Raw genomic sequence first — 12,829 nt, 5'->3', positions numbered from 1 at the left:
CCCGGGTTCACTCGAGGCCCCGGCTCCGGCGCCGGAATCACGTTGTAGCGCGACTACGAGGCCATTGGGTAGTGTCGCGGAGATGAACACTTGCACTCTTGTCACGGGAGCGGGCCGCGGTATCGGTGCCGCTGTGGCACAGGCCCTGGCCGAGGCAGGGCACAGGATAGCTGTGCACACCGGATCCGATGAGGCGGCCGCGATCCGCGTCGTGGCAGGCTTGCCAGGGGCGGGGCACGCTGTGGTGGTAGGGGACCTGAGTTCGCCCGAGGCGTGCGAGCGGATCTTTGGCGAGGTGGTCGCCGAACTCGGTGACCTCGATGTCCTGGTCAACAATGCCGGGGTCTTCGAAGCACATCCCGTGGACAGCACCACCTACGCGGACTGGCAGCAGGCGTGGCGCCGCACCCTGGACGTCAATCTGCTCGGGCCGGCAAACCTGTCCTGGTTGATGGTCAACCACCTGCTGCACCGCACGCGCGGCCCCGCGGGGGGCCGCCTGGTCAGCGTCGGCTCGCGGGGAGCCTACCGCGGCGAGCCGACCACCCCGGCCTACGGCGCAAGCAAGGCGGCAATGCACGCGATGACCCAGTCCCTCGCGGTTGCACTCGCCCCGTCCGGGATCTTCGCGGCCGCCGTAGCTCCCGGATTCGTCGATACGGACATGGGCCGCCCCGTACTCGACGGGCCGGACGGGGATGCCGTTCGGGCCCAAAGCCCATTCGGCCGGGTCGCCGAGCCGTCCGAGGTCGCTGCGACCGTCGCCTGGCTCGCAACCACGGCGCCCGAATGGGTCAGCGGCACCGTCATCGACGTCAACGGTGCATCCTACCTGCGCTGACCCTTGGCGTGGCCGGATGGACGTCCGCCCGAACAGGCGGGATCCGCGTCCTGTGCGGACGAACGGTGAAGTACAGTGCGGCTGTACTTGCGAGGACAAGGACCGCCACGACGACGGCGGTCAGCGGATCGTCGGCCAGAAGTCGTGGAATGAGCCGGTCGGGCAGGGTAGCGGCAAAGATGAATGCAATCAGAATGCCGAGGTAACTGCCGATCATGTTGAAAAGATGCCCCCGGACGTTCCTGCGGATAGCAGCGGCGAGGCCGAGCGACACCGTCACCATGGTGAATGCGGACAGTCCGTGGAGCCAGGTGAAGTGCCCGGAAGGGACGATCCAGAAGCTGCTGAGACACACGTAGAGTATGCCGGCAACCCAGGTGTAACCAAGGATGCGGTGCCTGCGGTCGCGCCGTCGTCGGAGAATATTCACCGGCCCCAGCGCGAGCACGTACAGGGCGACGATTACGTGGCTTGCCAGTAATGTGTTCCATTCCATGCTCATAGGATAGGAGTACTATCCGACAGTTGTATATCTGGATATCGAACCACTGGTCCGCTATCCAACCAGAAAGGCAGTACCTGATGCAGCTAGCTGAACTCAGCAAGGCCTCCGAGGTCAGCGCTGCGAGCATCAAGTTCTACCTGAGGAGTGGGATCCTCCAGCCGGGGGCGCGGCTGAACCCGACCCGCTCCGCCTACGGCCCGGAGCATCTGCAGCGCCTCCGGCTCATCCAGGGGCTGCGGCAAGTGGTGGGGTTGGGGCTTCGCGAAATCACGATCATCGTCGACGCCCTCGACGACGCCGACGGTTCGGCGGAGCAGACGCTTGAACTGCTGGGGGTTATCCAGTCAACCGTGCTGAAGCTCCAGGGCCCTGAGGTGCATACGGTTGAAGGTGATGCGGTTGTCACGGAGCTGGGGTGGCCCGACGAGCCAAGCGAGGCGCGGAACGCCCTCAACGCGCATCTCGCCGCGATGGCGACGGCGGGAGTGTCCCTGGACCCTGCAACGCTCAGGACTTATGCCGCTGCCGCTGATGCGATCGCCGGCCTGGACCTTGACATCACGGGCTCGAAACCGACACTCGATGAACTGGCGCTCACCGCCGCTGTCGGAATGCACATGCATAGCCAGCTCGTGCTGAAGATGCTCGCCCTGGCGCAGGCCAGCCATGCCATCCGGCGGTACGGCGGGCGCGATTTCCCGCGCGGGACTGGGGAATGAGCAGGACTGCGCCTATTCGTGCCCGGTGTCGCCGCTCCCCGCTCGCGCAGTTCGGGTATCGCCCGGCTCCCTGGCGACGACTGCTTCGGGAGGGCTCTCCAGCGTGCGCGAATCGGTGTTCGCTCCGCAGATGATCACTGCTACGCGTTCCCCTTCGGAGGGAGTGTAGGCTCCGGACGTGAGGGCGGCGAAGGCCGTCGCCGCGCCGTATTCGGCGGGGATGCGGTACTCGTTCCACAACTGCGACCGGGCGGAGACGACGGCTGCGTCATCGACGAGCACCGAGGCCGGCGGCATCCGCGACGCCATGCCGAAAGCGATCTCACCCACTCGTCGGGCACCCAGGGAGTCCGCTGCAATTCCGGAAACGGGTACGTCGACCGGCCGACCGGCCTTCAGGGCCGCGTGCAGGGTCGGAATGCTGAAAGGTTCGACCGCGACGACGCACGCCCGGCCCTCGGCTGCTGCTGCGACGCCCGCATACAGCCCGCCCCCGCCGACGGCGACGATGATCGTGTCGATGCCGGGCTCATCCTCGAGAATCTCCTCGGCGATGGTGCCCGCTCCCGCTGCGATCTCAAGCTGGTCGTAGGCGTGGCAGAACAACGCCCCGCTCGCTTCGACATACTGCATCGCCGCTGTGTAGGCCTCCGCGTATTCCGTACCGATTTGACGGACAGTTGCCCCATACCCGAGGAGGCGATCCACCTTCACGCGAGGGGCAGTGGCCGGCACGAACACGGTTGCCGGAACACCGAGCGCCGCCGCGGCGTAGGCATTGGCCAGGCCCGCGTTGCCGCCGGAGGCTGCCACCACCCCGACAGCGGGGTCGAGTTCGCCGCGCTCGCGTGCTGCCAGGAGACGGTTGAAAGCCCCGCGGGCCTTGAAAACACCGGTGTGCTGCAGAAATTCGCACTTGAACCACAGCGGCACAGCCGCTGTGCCCGCGCGGAACAGGGGCGTGCGCCGAACATAGCCGCTGATGCGCTTCTCTGCCTCGAGTACATCGCTTCGGATGATCACCGATTCTCCCTCTGCGTGCGCGTTTGTGCGATTCGTAAGAATAGCGTGTAGCTGGAGGGCTCGTTGTCCAATGGCAAGGCAGATTCGACTCCAGCGCGCTGACGACGGAGCGATGGTCTAGGCCCGTTCGGACAGCGGAAGGCACTAGGTTGTCGCATAGGGAACTTGGGAAAGGGAATTTGTGATCGGGCCCGAGCGCACGGCAGTGATTGTTGGAGGCGGCATTGCCGGCCTGACGGCCGCGTCGTCCCTCCTTCGCCAGGGATGGACCGTGACAGTGCTCGAGCAGGCGGACCGGATCACCGAAGTCGGGGCCGGCCTCAGCATCACGTCCAATGGTCTGTCCGCTCTTGCCTCCCTCGGTATCGACTCCGCAGTTCGCAGCGCAGGTCACCGGCTGCGCCTGGCCGGAACGATGGACCACTGCGGGGACTGGCTGATGCGCATTCCCCGGAGCCGCTCGGGGGAGCCTGCACAGGAGGTCTACGGGATTCACCGGCAGCAGCTGCATCGGCTGTTGCGGAAAGCCACGGACGGGGCATGCCTCGTGAGCGGGGCACAGGTATCGAGGATCGATCCAGGCGACCCGGACGGTGCCAGAGCCTCAGTGCAGTGCAGCACAGCAAGCGGCACCAGGAACTACGAGGCGGACCTCGTGGTGGGAGCCGACGGTTTGCGCAGCACGCTACGTAAGCAAGTCGCACCTGCAACTCTGGCCCGATACAGCGGTAAATCCGCGTGGCGGGGCATCGTCCAGGACGACTCCCTCATATCAAGCGATTTCGCGGTGATCTGGGGGCCCGGTACCGAATTCGGCGCTGTCCGCATCAGCGTGGACCAGGTGTACTGGTACGGGTACACCCATACCGCCGAAAAGACGCAATGGCCGAACGAGAAGTCGGCGGCCGGAAACCACTTCTCAGGATGGGCGGCCCCGGTTCCCTCGCTCATCGACGCCACGACGGCGGACCAGGTTCTGCGGCACAACGTCTACTCGCTCGCACCGCGACTCACGACCTACGTCCACGGACGCACGGTGCTCATCGGCGATGCCGCCCATGCCATGGTGCCGACCATGGGACAGGGCGCCAACTCCTCCCTGGAGGATAGGGTCTGCATCGGCCTCCTGATCGGCCGGGCGGTCAATGCGGGTACACCGCTCGCAACCGCACTCCAGCACTTCGACGCCCAGCGCCGCCCACGCACGCAGCAGATTGCGCGTCGTTCCCATGCCACCGGACTGCTGGGAGCGGACATCCGCGGACGGTTCGCCGTCGCTGCCCGCAACACCCTGATGAAGGCAGTCCCCGCCGGCCCTGCCGCCGCCGCAGGGGCTTCGGTCCTGTCCTGGAGAGCGCCGCTCTGAAGGTCGCACCGTGGACGTCCAGCTAGATCAGCTCAAGAATGCCCTTGGCAATCGCGGCTGCCCCACCGAGGCCGGCGAGGGTGATCGCCAGCGTCCGGGCCACGGCGGGTGGAACCTTCCGCTCGAGCACGGTTCCGGCCAGAATCCCGGCGGCAACCACACCGACGGCGGCGGGGACCACCCACCAGGGCGGCAGGGCCTCGATGCCTGTTCCGCCGATCGCGGTCTTGGCGACGACGGACATCGCCCCCATGCTCATGTAGATCGGCTGCAGGGACGCAGAAAAGGTCCGCTGCTCCCACCGGGTCACCTGCGCATAGATCACCATGGCCGGGGCCGCGACACCGGCAGTCGCGTTCAGCAATCCTCCAAGGGCGCCGGCAGTGAAGGTCACGCGTTTGCCGATCAGGTACGGCAGCCGCGGCGCGCCCAGCGTCAGCGCGAGACTGGCGAGTACCACCGTGCCGATGATTATCTGCAACCAGGCGGCGGGGATGGTCGCCACCAGACCCGCACCGATGACGATGCCGATGGCCGCTGACGCGATCAAGGCCGAGGCCCGTCGCCAGACGACGCGCCGCCGCACGGAGAGCAGGATGAGGAACCCGGTCACCGTGGTCGTGGCGTTGGTGGCAAGGACCCCGAGGGACGGGCCGAGGAGCAGCGCGAGGACAGGGGAGACCACCAGCCCCACACCCGTGCCGGAAATCCGCTGCAGGACGGTGCCGATGAAAATTGCCAGCCCCGCGATGACCGGAATCTCCATACCGTCCTCCTTGCGCTGGATTGAAGCGGGATTCTCATCGTGGCACAGTCCGCGACGTCGTCGTCGGTTATCGATCGGCTCCGCGGAGACGGGAGAATGGCCTGATGAGCGATCCTGCAGACTTCGTGGATGCCGCGCTGCAACGTGAGGGGTCAGAGGAGCGGGCGGCAGAGACGGAAGCGGAGCTCGGAAACGGCCTGCGGTCCTATGGTTCGTCGGTGGGAGCGGTCCGGGGGACCGTTCGGGACACCCTGCGCCGCTACCCGCGCCTGACGCACGACGAGGTGACGGCGTTGAGCTCCGAGCTATGGGCTGCCCCGGTGTTCGAGCGACGCCTCGCGGCCGTCGTCCTGCTGCAATCGAATCTCCGTCTGCTGGGGAACTCCGACCTGACGCGGATCGAGGGCTTTGTCCGCGAAGCTCGGCTGCAGGTGCTGGTCGACCCGCTCGCGGTCGATGTCACCGGGCCCCTGATGGAAAGGTTGGATCCACCCGCGCGGGCACGCGCCGACGTCGTCCTGGACCGTTGGGCGCACGACGACGACGCCTGGCTGCGGCGCGCCGCCCTGCTCGCGCCGCTTCGTGCGCTCCGGACGGGCGGCGGGAACTGGACGGCGTTCACACGCTCGGCCAGAGCCGTCCTTTCGCGGCCGGTCGACCGGGAAGATGACGGCGGCGGCGTCGACCGCACGGCGGTCTCCCTGGTGCTCACGGAACTGGAGAGGACCAGGCCCGAACTGAAGCTGCCCTTACCGGACCGCTGACGGGAGCGTCTCAGTCGCCCTTCACGTTCACGATCTGCCGCAGCGTATGCCGGATGCCCACCAAATCCCGAGCATCCTCCATGACCACGTCGATGTCCTTGTAGGCCCCGGGTATCTCGTCGAGGAAAGCATCAGTGTCGCGGAATTCAATGCCCTTCATCGCTTTCCGGAGCTGGTCATAGGTGAAATGCTTCCGTGCCGCGTTGCGCGAGTACTCCCTGCCCGCTCCGTGCGGAGCAGAGTTCAGCGAGAGAGCGAAACCCTTTCCCGTCACCACATAGGACCGGGTGCCCATGGAACCGGGAATGAGTCCGGGGCGTCCTGCGTCAGCGGCGATGGCACCTTTTCGTGATAGCCACACCTCCTTGCCGAAATGGGTCTCCTTCGCCGTGTAGTTGTGGTGGCAATTGATCCGCTCCCGCTCGTCAACCGGTTTACCGACCCATTCCGTGAACTGATGGACCACGCGGTCCATCATCTCCTCGCGGTTCAGCAGGGCGAATTCCTGGGCCCACAGCAGTTCATTGATGTAACGGTCGAACTGTTCGCTTCCCTCGACGAGGTAGGCGAGGTCGGGGTGCGGCAGCTGGATCCCGTGCTGCCTGCAGTAGGCCTGGGCCGCCTTGATGTGGTGTTGCGCTATCCGGTTGCCGATCCCCCGGGACCCCGAGTGGAGGAAGAGCCAGACGTCGTCGTTCTCATCCAGCGAAACCTCGATGAAATGGTTGCCGGACCCCAGCGTCCCGAGCTGGAGACGCCATTTGCTGACATACGCCGCGGGGTCGAAACCGGCCGCTGCGGCCTCCTCCTCCAGGATGCGGATCCGCGGTTCGGCCGTCACCGCCACCTTGCGGTTGTTGTTTCCCGCGGAGAGCGGGATGGCGTGCTCGATGGCTTTCCGCAGCGCCCTCCGGTCGAGGTGCTGAATGTCGCCCGCACTGTGGCCGGTACGGACCGCGACCATGCCGCACCCGATATCCACCCCCACGGCTGCAGGGACGATGGCGCCGAGGGTGGGCAGGACCGACCCGACGGCACAGCCTTTCCCGAGGTGGGCGTCGGGCATGGAGGCGAAGTGCGGGTAGATGAACGGCATGGTGCTCGTCATTCTGTTCTGCTCGAGCGTCAGCCTGTCGATTCTGCTGGCGAAGTTGAGGTACCGCTCGTTGACCTGTTCCATGGGTGGAGCCTATCCAGAGGGTTTGAGTTGGGGATAGGGCCGGTCCCACTCGCCGGTGGCCTTGTCTCCTCCGGGCCACCCCGCCAACCCGAAAGTGGTGGTGCCGGCAGCGACGCGGCGCACCTGCTGTTCGCCGTCGTCATACATGGCCCAGAATGCCTCCGGAGACAGCCGTTCGGGAAGATCCATGGCGCCAGTAGGCCAATGCGGTCAACTGCGCAGGGCCACCAGTACTGAATCGTGGATGGTCACGGATTTTCCTTCGGGGTCGGTGGTCGGGCGGGGGCGTGCCTCACACTCCGTGACCGTCCAACCTGCGTCGAGCAGGAGGGCAATTTCCTCGGGAGGATAGAACAGGTCGGCAGTCCGGGGCCGGTGCGCCGTCGTCTGGAGATCCGAGGGGTGGTGGCCCACGATCAGGAGCATGCCGCCTGGTGCAACCGACGCCGCCAACCTCTGGAACAGGGGAGTTCGGGCCGCCGACGGAAGCTGCAGAAACTGCACTGACACGAGATCGTAGGCCCGGGGCTCGGGCTCCCAGGACAGCAGGTCTTCGGCGCGCCACCCGATGCGCAGTCCTCTATCGACCAGGTCCGCCTGTTCCCGCGCCCGGACCAGGGCGACGGGGGAGATGTCGACGCCGGTGACCTGCCAGCCGCGTTCCGCGAGCCAGATGGCGTCGGCGCCCTCTCCGCATCCGACGTCCAGTGCACGGCCCGGGGGCAACTCATGGGTCTCGGTCACGAGTTGGGGATTCGGGTTTCCGCTCCACACCCGGTGCTGGCCGGCATACCGCCTGTCCCAGAATTCCTGGTCGAAGACAGCGTGCTCGAACTCGTTGTGCTCGGATTCAGGATGCATGGTGCTCCAGGGTAGGGGTGAGTACAGTCTCGAGGCCGTGGCGCTTGTTGCCAAGAATCAGCTCCGAAATGCGCGCCTCAGTGGCTGCCGGGAAGCCGTTCTTCCGGGCCTCGACAGCGGCGGTGGTCTCCTCGTCGATCAGGTCGGCGTTGATGGCCGCACCGGACGCAACGCCCCCTGCCGCCGAGCTGATGACCTGGGCGACAAGGTCGGTTGCGTTCCCCGCCGCCCACACCCCCTTGACTGCCGTAGCTCCCCGGGCGTCAGTCTCAAGGGAGGCGCCCATTCCCAGGAGATGCTCCTTCGTCAGCAGCCCGAGTGACGTCGCCACCGGCGAGCGGGCGGTGAGCCGGGGCCCGACCACCAGGGCACCCAGCGCGAAAGCCCTGCCCGATTCCAGAACCACACCGGTAACGCCCTCCGCGTCGGCCTGGACTTCCCGCACGGCTCCCTCGACGACCCGGATCGACCGGGCCGCCAGCTTCTCCCACTCCTCTTCGGTAGGAGTTCCTGCGTCGTTGAGGAACAGGGTGACGTCGGCGCTCCACTGACGGAACAGCAGCGCCTGGTGGGTTGCCATGGGCCCCGAGGCGAGGACTCCGATGGGCCGGTTCCGCACCTCCCAGCCATGGCAGTACGGGCAGTGCACCACACCATGCCCCCACTGTTCGCGGAGCCCCGGAATATCCGGCAGTTCATCGACCAACCCCGTCGTGAGCAGCAGGCGCCGCGCCGTGACGGGTCCGCCGTCCTCGAGCAGCACCTCGAATCCCGATTTCCATGGCTGTAGCTCGCCGGCCTGCGAATGCAGCGCTCGAGCGGACACGGCAGTTCCCTGCAGGATCACGCCGCCGTAGGTCGATACTTCCTCCCGGCCGATCGACAGTAGTTCCAGGGGGCTCATGCCGTCCCTGGAGAGGAATCCGTGCACGCCCGCGGCGGGTGCGTTTCGCGGTTGTCCCGCGTCGATCACGAGCACCGAGCGGAGCGCCCTGCCCAGAGTCACCGCAGCGCTGAGTCCCGCTGCCCCTCCGCCGATGATGACGACGTCGTACTGGAACTGTTTGTCCATCTCGATCTCCTGTGTACTGATGCGGCAGTGGTGCCGACAGGATCAATTCTTGGCACGTGATGGCCGCACTGGCAAACATGGTTGCCAGTATGGCAAACTAGGACGATGATTCCCAGTTACGACAAAGTGCTCGACGGCGTCGGGCCGCGGCTCCGAAGCGCTCGCCAGCGACGCGAATTGACGCTTGGCGAAGTGTCTACTGCCACCGGGATCTCGGTCAGTACGCTCTCGCGGCTCGAATCGGGCCAGCGGCGGCCGAATCTCGAGCTTCTCCTGCCACTCGCACAACTCTTTCGAACCCCGCTCGAGGAGCTGATCGGCGCTCCGTCGACCGGTGATCCCCGCATCCATCTTCGTCCGGTCAGCCATTCCGGCGCGACCGTCATTCCGCTCACGCGCAGACCGGGCGGGGTGCAGGCCTTCAAGATGGTGCTCCCCGGACGTGTCGGCAGCGAAGCGCCGAATCTGCAGGTACATGAAGGCTATGACTGGGTATACATCCTGAACGGCCGGCTTCGGCTTGTGCTGGGGGATGAGGACTTCGTGCTGGTGCCGGGCGAGGCCGCGGAATTCGACACCCACACCCCCCACTGGTTCGCGAGCGCCGATGAGCATCCCGTGGAGCTCCTCAGCCTGTTCGGACACCAGGGCGAGCGCATGCACGTCCGGGCGAAACCGCGGGCCTGATTTCCGTCAACCATCTGGTCGGCTTGCCCGGAACCGGGGCGCTTCCTAGGGTTGAAAGGTAAGGCATCGCGACTCTACCCATTGGAGAAAACATGTCCACGCACGATATCCCAGGCAAGAAGGTAGCCTTCCTCCTCACCGACGGCGTTGAGCAGATCGAATTGACGAGCCCTTGGAATGCCGTCAAGGAAGCCGGTGGAGTACCGACTCTCGTTTCCCCCAAGACCGGCACCCTTCAGGGCTTCGACGGCTTGGACAAGGGCGAGACCTTTTCGGTCGACCTGGCGGTGGGCGATGCGAAGGCTGAAGATTTCGACGCGCTCGTGCTGCCAGGCGGCGTGGTGAACGCGGACTTCCTGCGCGTCGACAAGGATGCGCAGCAGTTCACGCGGGCGTTCTTCGAGCAGCACAAGCCTGTCGCCTCGATCTGCCACGGCCCGTGGCTGCTTATCGAGGCGGGAGTCGTCAGCGGCCGCGATGTCACCTCCTATCACACCCTGGCCACCGATCTGCGGAATGCGGGTGCGAACTGGAGCGACGAGGAGGTGGTGGTCGACCAGGGCCTGGTCACCAGCCGTAATCCCGGTGACCTCGACGCTTTCAACGACAAACTCCTCGAAGAGATAGCCGAGGGTCCGCACGAGGGCCAGACCGCCTAGGAGACAACTCGGGAGGGCGGTCGAAGCCGTGCCGCGGATCCATCAGTTCGGAACCAGTAGGCTTGGATCATGCTCAATACCCCGTGGGAGACCGGCTCGGCCCTGTACCGAAGGCTTCTGGTCGCCGCACTGGTGATCACCGGCGTCGGCATCCTTCTCGCCGTTTCCGGCTCGGCTTCCGGATCGAATGCCCTCGTCTTCGCGGCGATGCCCGTCATCGTTGCAGGCCTGACATGCCACATCGCCGGCATGGTGGTTCGCGCAAGGGACGTGCGACGCCGCTCGGGCACCCGCCGCTGACCCCGCTCGACTAATCCTGATGAAGGCCTCGGCTTCATCACGCCCCCTTCGGAGGAAATCCATGACCATCGATCCAGAACTGCAGGGGCGGAGCTACCCCACCGGGAAGAGCTTCACCGTCGGGCGGGAAGCCATCCGGGACTTCGCCAGGGCGGTGAAAGCGGGCAACCGTGCACACTACGACGTCGAAGCCGCGCAGGCGCTCGGCCACCGCGATCTCGTAGCGCCCCCGACCTTCGCCATCATCGTGGCACAGCGTGCGGATGCCCAGCTCATCGCGGATCCGTCCGCAGGTATCGACTTCACGCGCGTGGTCCATGCTGACCAGCGCTTCGTCCACCACCGGCCCATCGTCGCCGGTGACGAGCTCGTCGCCGAGCTGCACGTGGACCAGGTCCGCGCGATGGGGGGCGGCGCGATGATCACCACGCGTGCCGAGATCTTCACGGTGGACGGCGAAAAAACGGCCACGACGACGTCGTCCCTCCTGGTGCGCGGAGAGGAGCAGTAGCCATGGCTGTTCAGTTCGAGACCCTTGAAGTGGGCCAGGAAATCGGGTCCGCCATCATTCCCATCACCCGCCAGGACCTCGTGAAGTACGCGGGTGCGTCCGGCGACTTCAACCCCATCCACTGGAACGAGGCCTTTGCGACGGGCGTGGGACTGCCCGGCGTGATCGCGCACGGCATGTTCACCATGGGCGCCGCCGTGCAGCTCGTCAGCGACTGGATCGGCGACCCGGGCGCCGTCGTCGACTACCAGACGCGCTTCACCAAGCCGGTGATCGTGGAGGACACGACGGCCGAGCCGGGCGCGCCGGGAGCCGTCATCGAAGTCCGGGGAGTCCTCGGAGCCGTCAATGCGGAGGAGAAGACCGTGCGGGTGGACCTCACGGTGACGTACGGGAGCCAGAAGGTACTGGTCAAGGCACAGGCAGTCGTGAAGCTTCCATGACAGAGCAGGTTGCAGGTGTGGGACTCGGTTCCCTCACCACCGCGGGCGTGGGTGGACCGGCGAGGAAGCTCGTCGAGGCCGGTTCCGAACAGGAGATCATCGACGCCGTCAGAGCGGCCGATGATGCGGCGGAGCCGCTGCTCATCCTCGCGGGTGGATCCAATCTCATCATCTCCGACGAGGGCTTCGAAGGCACGGTAGTCCGCATCACCTCCTCGGGTTTCACGATGAACGACGACGACGCCTCGTGCGGCGGTGTGATGGTCAAGGTGCAGGCGGGCCAGGACTGGGACGAACTGGTGGAGTACACCGTCCTCCACGCTTTCTCCGGCCTCGAGACGCTGTCCGGCATCCCGGGTTCCACCGGGGCGACTCCGGTGCAGAACGTCGGCGCCTACGGTTCGGACGTGTCCCAGACGATCGCCACCGTACGCACCTGGGATCGCGAGACCCGCACCATCAAGAGCTTCACCAACTTCGAGTTGGAATTCGGCTACCGGACCTCGCTGCTGAAGCGCAGCACGGTGAACGGATCGCCCCGCTACGTTGTGCTGAGCGTCGAGTTCCAGCTCGGACTGGGACGGATGGGCAAGCCCATCAAGTACGCCGAGCTCGCCCGTGCCCTTGACCTCCCCGTTGGCGGCCGCGCCTATGCGAATGATGTGCGGCGCGCGGTGCTGAAGCTGCGGTCCGCGAAGGGGATGGTGCTCGATCCACCGGACCGTGATACCTGGAGCACGGGCTCGTTCTTCACCAATCCCATTGTTCCGGAGTCGGTCGCGTCAGCCCTGCCCGTCGACGCACCGCGATTCCCGGCCGGTGAGGAAGGCAAGGTCAAGCTCAGTGCTGCCTGGCTGATCGAGAATGCCGGGTTCGCTAAGGGCTTCGGCCTGGAATCTTCCCGGGACAAGGGTCCGGCCAACCAATCGGACCGCGACATCCGCGTCGCCGCTGTGGGCGGTCGGGCGTCGCTCTCCACGAAACACACCCTCGCGGTGACCAACCGTGGGGAAGCGAGTGCCGAGGATCTGCTGTGCGTTGCGAGGCTCGTGGCCGACGGGGTGGAGCGGGCGTTCGGGATACGCCTGCACCCGGAGCCGCTGCTGATCAATTGCTCCCTATGAAGCCGATC

The 12,829-nt window shown here is 66.0% G+C and carries 17 protein-coding genes; 10 read left to right on the top strand and 7 right to left on the bottom strand.

What is annotated here, in order from left to right:
* The first annotated feature begins 82 nt into the window (after nucleotides 1–82).
* Nucleotides 83–841, top strand: a complete 759-nt coding sequence (locus IWX65_RS01585) for an SDR family NAD(P)-dependent oxidoreductase (RefSeq protein ID WP_196880703.1) — start codon at nucleotides 83–85, stop codon at nucleotides 839–841.
* Here the strand turns inward: IWX65_RS01585 and IWX65_RS01580 are convergent.
* Complete coding sequence (locus tag IWX65_RS01580; protein ID WP_196880702.1) at nucleotides 816–1,337, bottom strand: DUF2306 domain-containing protein; 522 nt, start codon at nucleotides 1,335–1,337, stop codon at nucleotides 816–818. The genes IWX65_RS01585 and IWX65_RS01580 overlap by 26 nt on opposite strands.
* An 86-nt stretch (nucleotides 1,338–1,423) precedes the next feature.
* On the opposite strand from IWX65_RS01580, the gene IWX65_RS01575 reads away from it, so the two are divergent.
* The gene (locus IWX65_RS01575; protein WP_196880701.1) at nucleotides 1,424–2,065 is read left to right on the top strand and encodes a MerR family transcriptional regulator; all 642 of its coding nucleotides are present in this window, start codon (nucleotides 1,424–1,426) and stop codon (nucleotides 2,063–2,065) included.
* Between the two features lie 12 nt (nucleotides 2,066–2,077).
* Here the strand turns inward: IWX65_RS01575 and IWX65_RS01570 are convergent, their stop codons facing one another.
* Nucleotides 2,078–3,088 carry a threonine/serine dehydratase gene (locus IWX65_RS01570; RefSeq protein WP_196880700.1) on the bottom strand — a complete coding sequence of 337 codons (1,011 nt, stop codon included), beginning with the start codon at nucleotides 3,086–3,088 and terminating at the stop codon, nucleotides 2,078–2,080.
* A gap of 181 nt (nucleotides 3,089–3,269) precedes the next feature.
* Between IWX65_RS01570 and IWX65_RS01565 the strand changes: the two genes are divergently transcribed.
* Complete coding sequence (locus tag IWX65_RS01565; RefSeq protein WP_196880699.1) at nucleotides 3,270–4,454, top strand: FAD-dependent oxidoreductase; 1,185 nt, start codon at nucleotides 3,270–3,272, stop codon at nucleotides 4,452–4,454.
* A gap of 22 nt (nucleotides 4,455–4,476) precedes the next feature.
* On the opposite strand, the gene IWX65_RS01560 is transcribed toward IWX65_RS01565, so the two are convergent.
* Nucleotides 4,477–5,220, bottom strand: coding sequence for a TSUP family transporter (locus IWX65_RS01560; RefSeq protein WP_196880698.1), 744 nt, complete (start codon nucleotides 5,218–5,220; stop codon nucleotides 4,477–4,479).
* A 104-nt stretch (nucleotides 5,221–5,324) separates the two neighbouring features.
* Here IWX65_RS01560 and IWX65_RS01555 point away from each other — a divergent pair, with 104 nt between their 5' ends.
* Nucleotides 5,325–5,984, top strand: coding sequence for a DNA alkylation repair protein (locus IWX65_RS01555; protein WP_196880697.1), 660 nt, complete (start codon nucleotides 5,325–5,327; stop codon nucleotides 5,982–5,984).
* Between the two features lie 10 nt (nucleotides 5,985–5,994).
* Here the strand turns inward: IWX65_RS01555 and IWX65_RS01550 are convergent, their stop codons facing one another.
* Genes IWX65_RS01550 through IWX65_RS01535 form a run of 4 tightly spaced genes read right to left on the bottom strand, consistent with a single transcriptional unit; the run spans nucleotide 5,995 to nucleotide 9,097 of the window.
* On the bottom strand, nucleotides 5,995–7,164 hold the full coding sequence (locus IWX65_RS01550; RefSeq protein WP_196880696.1) for an RtcB family protein: 1,170 nt from the start codon (nucleotides 7,162–7,164) through the stop codon (nucleotides 5,995–5,997).
* 9 nt (nucleotides 7,165–7,173) lie between these two features.
* Entirely contained in the window at nucleotides 7,174–7,353 is a 180-nt protein-coding gene (locus IWX65_RS01545) for a hypothetical protein (RefSeq protein WP_196880695.1), read from the bottom strand.
* A 21-nt stretch (nucleotides 7,354–7,374) separates the two neighbouring features.
* Nucleotides 7,375–8,025, bottom strand: a complete 651-nt coding sequence (locus tag IWX65_RS01540; RefSeq protein WP_196880694.1) for a class I SAM-dependent methyltransferase — start codon at nucleotides 8,023–8,025, stop codon at nucleotides 7,375–7,377.
* A complete protein-coding gene (locus IWX65_RS01535) occupies nucleotides 8,015–9,097 on the bottom strand; it encodes an NAD(P)/FAD-dependent oxidoreductase (RefSeq protein WP_196880693.1) in 1,083 nt (360 codons plus the stop codon). The genes IWX65_RS01540 and IWX65_RS01535 overlap by 11 nt, the downstream gene beginning before the upstream one ends.
* Before the next feature lie 105 nt (nucleotides 9,098–9,202).
* On the opposite strand from IWX65_RS01535, the gene IWX65_RS01530 reads away from it, so the two are divergent.
* The 6 genes from IWX65_RS01530 to IWX65_RS01505 all read left to right on the top strand — a co-directional run bounded on the left by IWX65_RS01530 (nucleotide 9,203) and on the right by IWX65_RS01505 (nucleotide 12,821).
* Nucleotides 9,203–9,784, top strand: a complete 582-nt coding sequence (locus tag IWX65_RS01530; RefSeq protein WP_196880692.1) for a helix-turn-helix domain-containing protein — start codon at nucleotides 9,203–9,205, stop codon at nucleotides 9,782–9,784.
* A gap of 92 nt (nucleotides 9,785–9,876) precedes the next feature.
* Entirely contained in the window at nucleotides 9,877–10,443 is a 567-nt protein-coding gene (locus IWX65_RS01525) for a type 1 glutamine amidotransferase domain-containing protein (RefSeq protein ID WP_196880691.1), read from the top strand.
* A gap of 69 nt (nucleotides 10,444–10,512) precedes the next feature.
* Nucleotides 10,513–10,743 carry a hypothetical protein gene (locus IWX65_RS01520; RefSeq protein ID WP_196880690.1) on the top strand — a complete coding sequence of 77 codons (231 nt, stop codon included), beginning with the start codon at nucleotides 10,513–10,515 and terminating at the stop codon, nucleotides 10,741–10,743.
* Between the two features lie 61 nt (nucleotides 10,744–10,804).
* Nucleotides 10,805–11,254 carry an FAS1-like dehydratase domain-containing protein gene (locus IWX65_RS01515; RefSeq protein WP_196880689.1) on the top strand — a complete coding sequence of 150 codons (450 nt, stop codon included), beginning with the start codon at nucleotides 10,805–10,807 and terminating at the stop codon, nucleotides 11,252–11,254.
* A 2-nt stretch (nucleotides 11,255–11,256) separates the two neighbouring features.
* Complete coding sequence (locus IWX65_RS01510; RefSeq protein WP_196880688.1) at nucleotides 11,257–11,697, top strand: MaoC family dehydratase; 441 nt, start codon at nucleotides 11,257–11,259, stop codon at nucleotides 11,695–11,697.
* Nucleotides 11,694–12,821 carry a UDP-N-acetylmuramate dehydrogenase gene (locus IWX65_RS01505; protein ID WP_196880687.1) on the top strand — a complete coding sequence of 376 codons (1,128 nt, stop codon included), beginning with the start codon at nucleotides 11,694–11,696 and terminating at the stop codon, nucleotides 12,819–12,821. The genes IWX65_RS01510 and IWX65_RS01505 overlap by 4 nt, the downstream gene beginning before the upstream one ends.
* Nucleotides 12,822–12,829: the final 8 nt, after the last annotated feature.

It is taken from the genome of Arthrobacter sp. CAN_A214, assembly GCF_015751955.1.
GTDB lineage: Bacteria > Actinomycetota > Actinomycetes > Actinomycetales > Micrococcaceae > Arthrobacter_D.
Note: the sequence above shows the minus strand (reverse complement) of the source record. Positions and strands in the feature narration are given on the sequence as shown.

Excerpts from the sequence above, each read along its gene's own strand:
- IWX65_RS01515 (WP_196880689.1), top strand. The coding sequence starts at position 10,805 with ATGACCATCGATCCAGAACTGCAGGGGCGGAGCTACCCCACCGGGAAG.
- IWX65_RS01530 (WP_196880692.1), top strand. The coding sequence starts at position 9,203 with ATGATTCCCAGTTACGACAAAGTGCTCGACGGCGTCGGGCCGCGGCTC.
- IWX65_RS01510 (WP_196880688.1), top strand. The coding sequence starts at position 11,257 with ATGGCTGTTCAGTTCGAGACCCTTGAAGTGGGCCAGGAAATCGGGTCC.
- IWX65_RS01525 (WP_196880691.1), top strand. The coding sequence starts at position 9,877 with ATGTCCACGCACGATATCCCAGGCAAGAAGGTAGCCTTCCTCCTCACC.
- IWX65_RS01585 (WP_196880703.1), top strand. The coding sequence starts at position 83 with ATGAACACTTGCACTCTTGTCACGGGAGCGGGCCGCGGTATCGGTGCC.
- IWX65_RS01540 (WP_196880694.1), bottom strand. The coding sequence starts at position 8,025 with ATGCATCCTGAATCCGAGCACAACGAGTTCGAGCACGCTGTCTTCGAC.
- IWX65_RS01545 (WP_196880695.1), bottom strand. The coding sequence starts at position 7,353 with ATGGATCTTCCCGAACGGCTGTCTCCGGAGGCATTCTGGGCCATGTAT.
- IWX65_RS01555 (WP_196880697.1), top strand. The coding sequence starts at position 5,325 with ATGAGCGATCCTGCAGACTTCGTGGATGCCGCGCTGCAACGTGAGGGG.
- IWX65_RS01560 (WP_196880698.1), bottom strand. The coding sequence starts at position 5,220 with ATGGAGATTCCGGTCATCGCGGGGCTGGCAATTTTCATCGGCACCGTC.
- IWX65_RS01575 (WP_196880701.1), top strand. The coding sequence starts at position 1,424 with ATGCAGCTAGCTGAACTCAGCAAGGCCTCCGAGGTCAGCGCTGCGAGC.
- IWX65_RS01520 (WP_196880690.1), top strand. The coding sequence starts at position 10,513 with ATGCTCAATACCCCGTGGGAGACCGGCTCGGCCCTGTACCGAAGGCTT.
- IWX65_RS01580 (WP_196880702.1), bottom strand. The coding sequence starts at position 1,337 with ATGGAATGGAACACATTACTGGCAAGCCACGTAATCGTCGCCCTGTAC.
- IWX65_RS01535 (WP_196880693.1), bottom strand. The coding sequence starts at position 9,097 with ATGGACAAACAGTTCCAGTACGACGTCGTCATCATCGGCGGAGGGGCA.
- IWX65_RS01505 (WP_196880687.1), top strand. The coding sequence starts at position 11,694 with ATGACAGAGCAGGTTGCAGGTGTGGGACTCGGTTCCCTCACCACCGCG.
- IWX65_RS01550 (WP_196880696.1), bottom strand. The coding sequence starts at position 7,164 with ATGGAACAGGTCAACGAGCGGTACCTCAACTTCGCCAGCAGAATCGAC.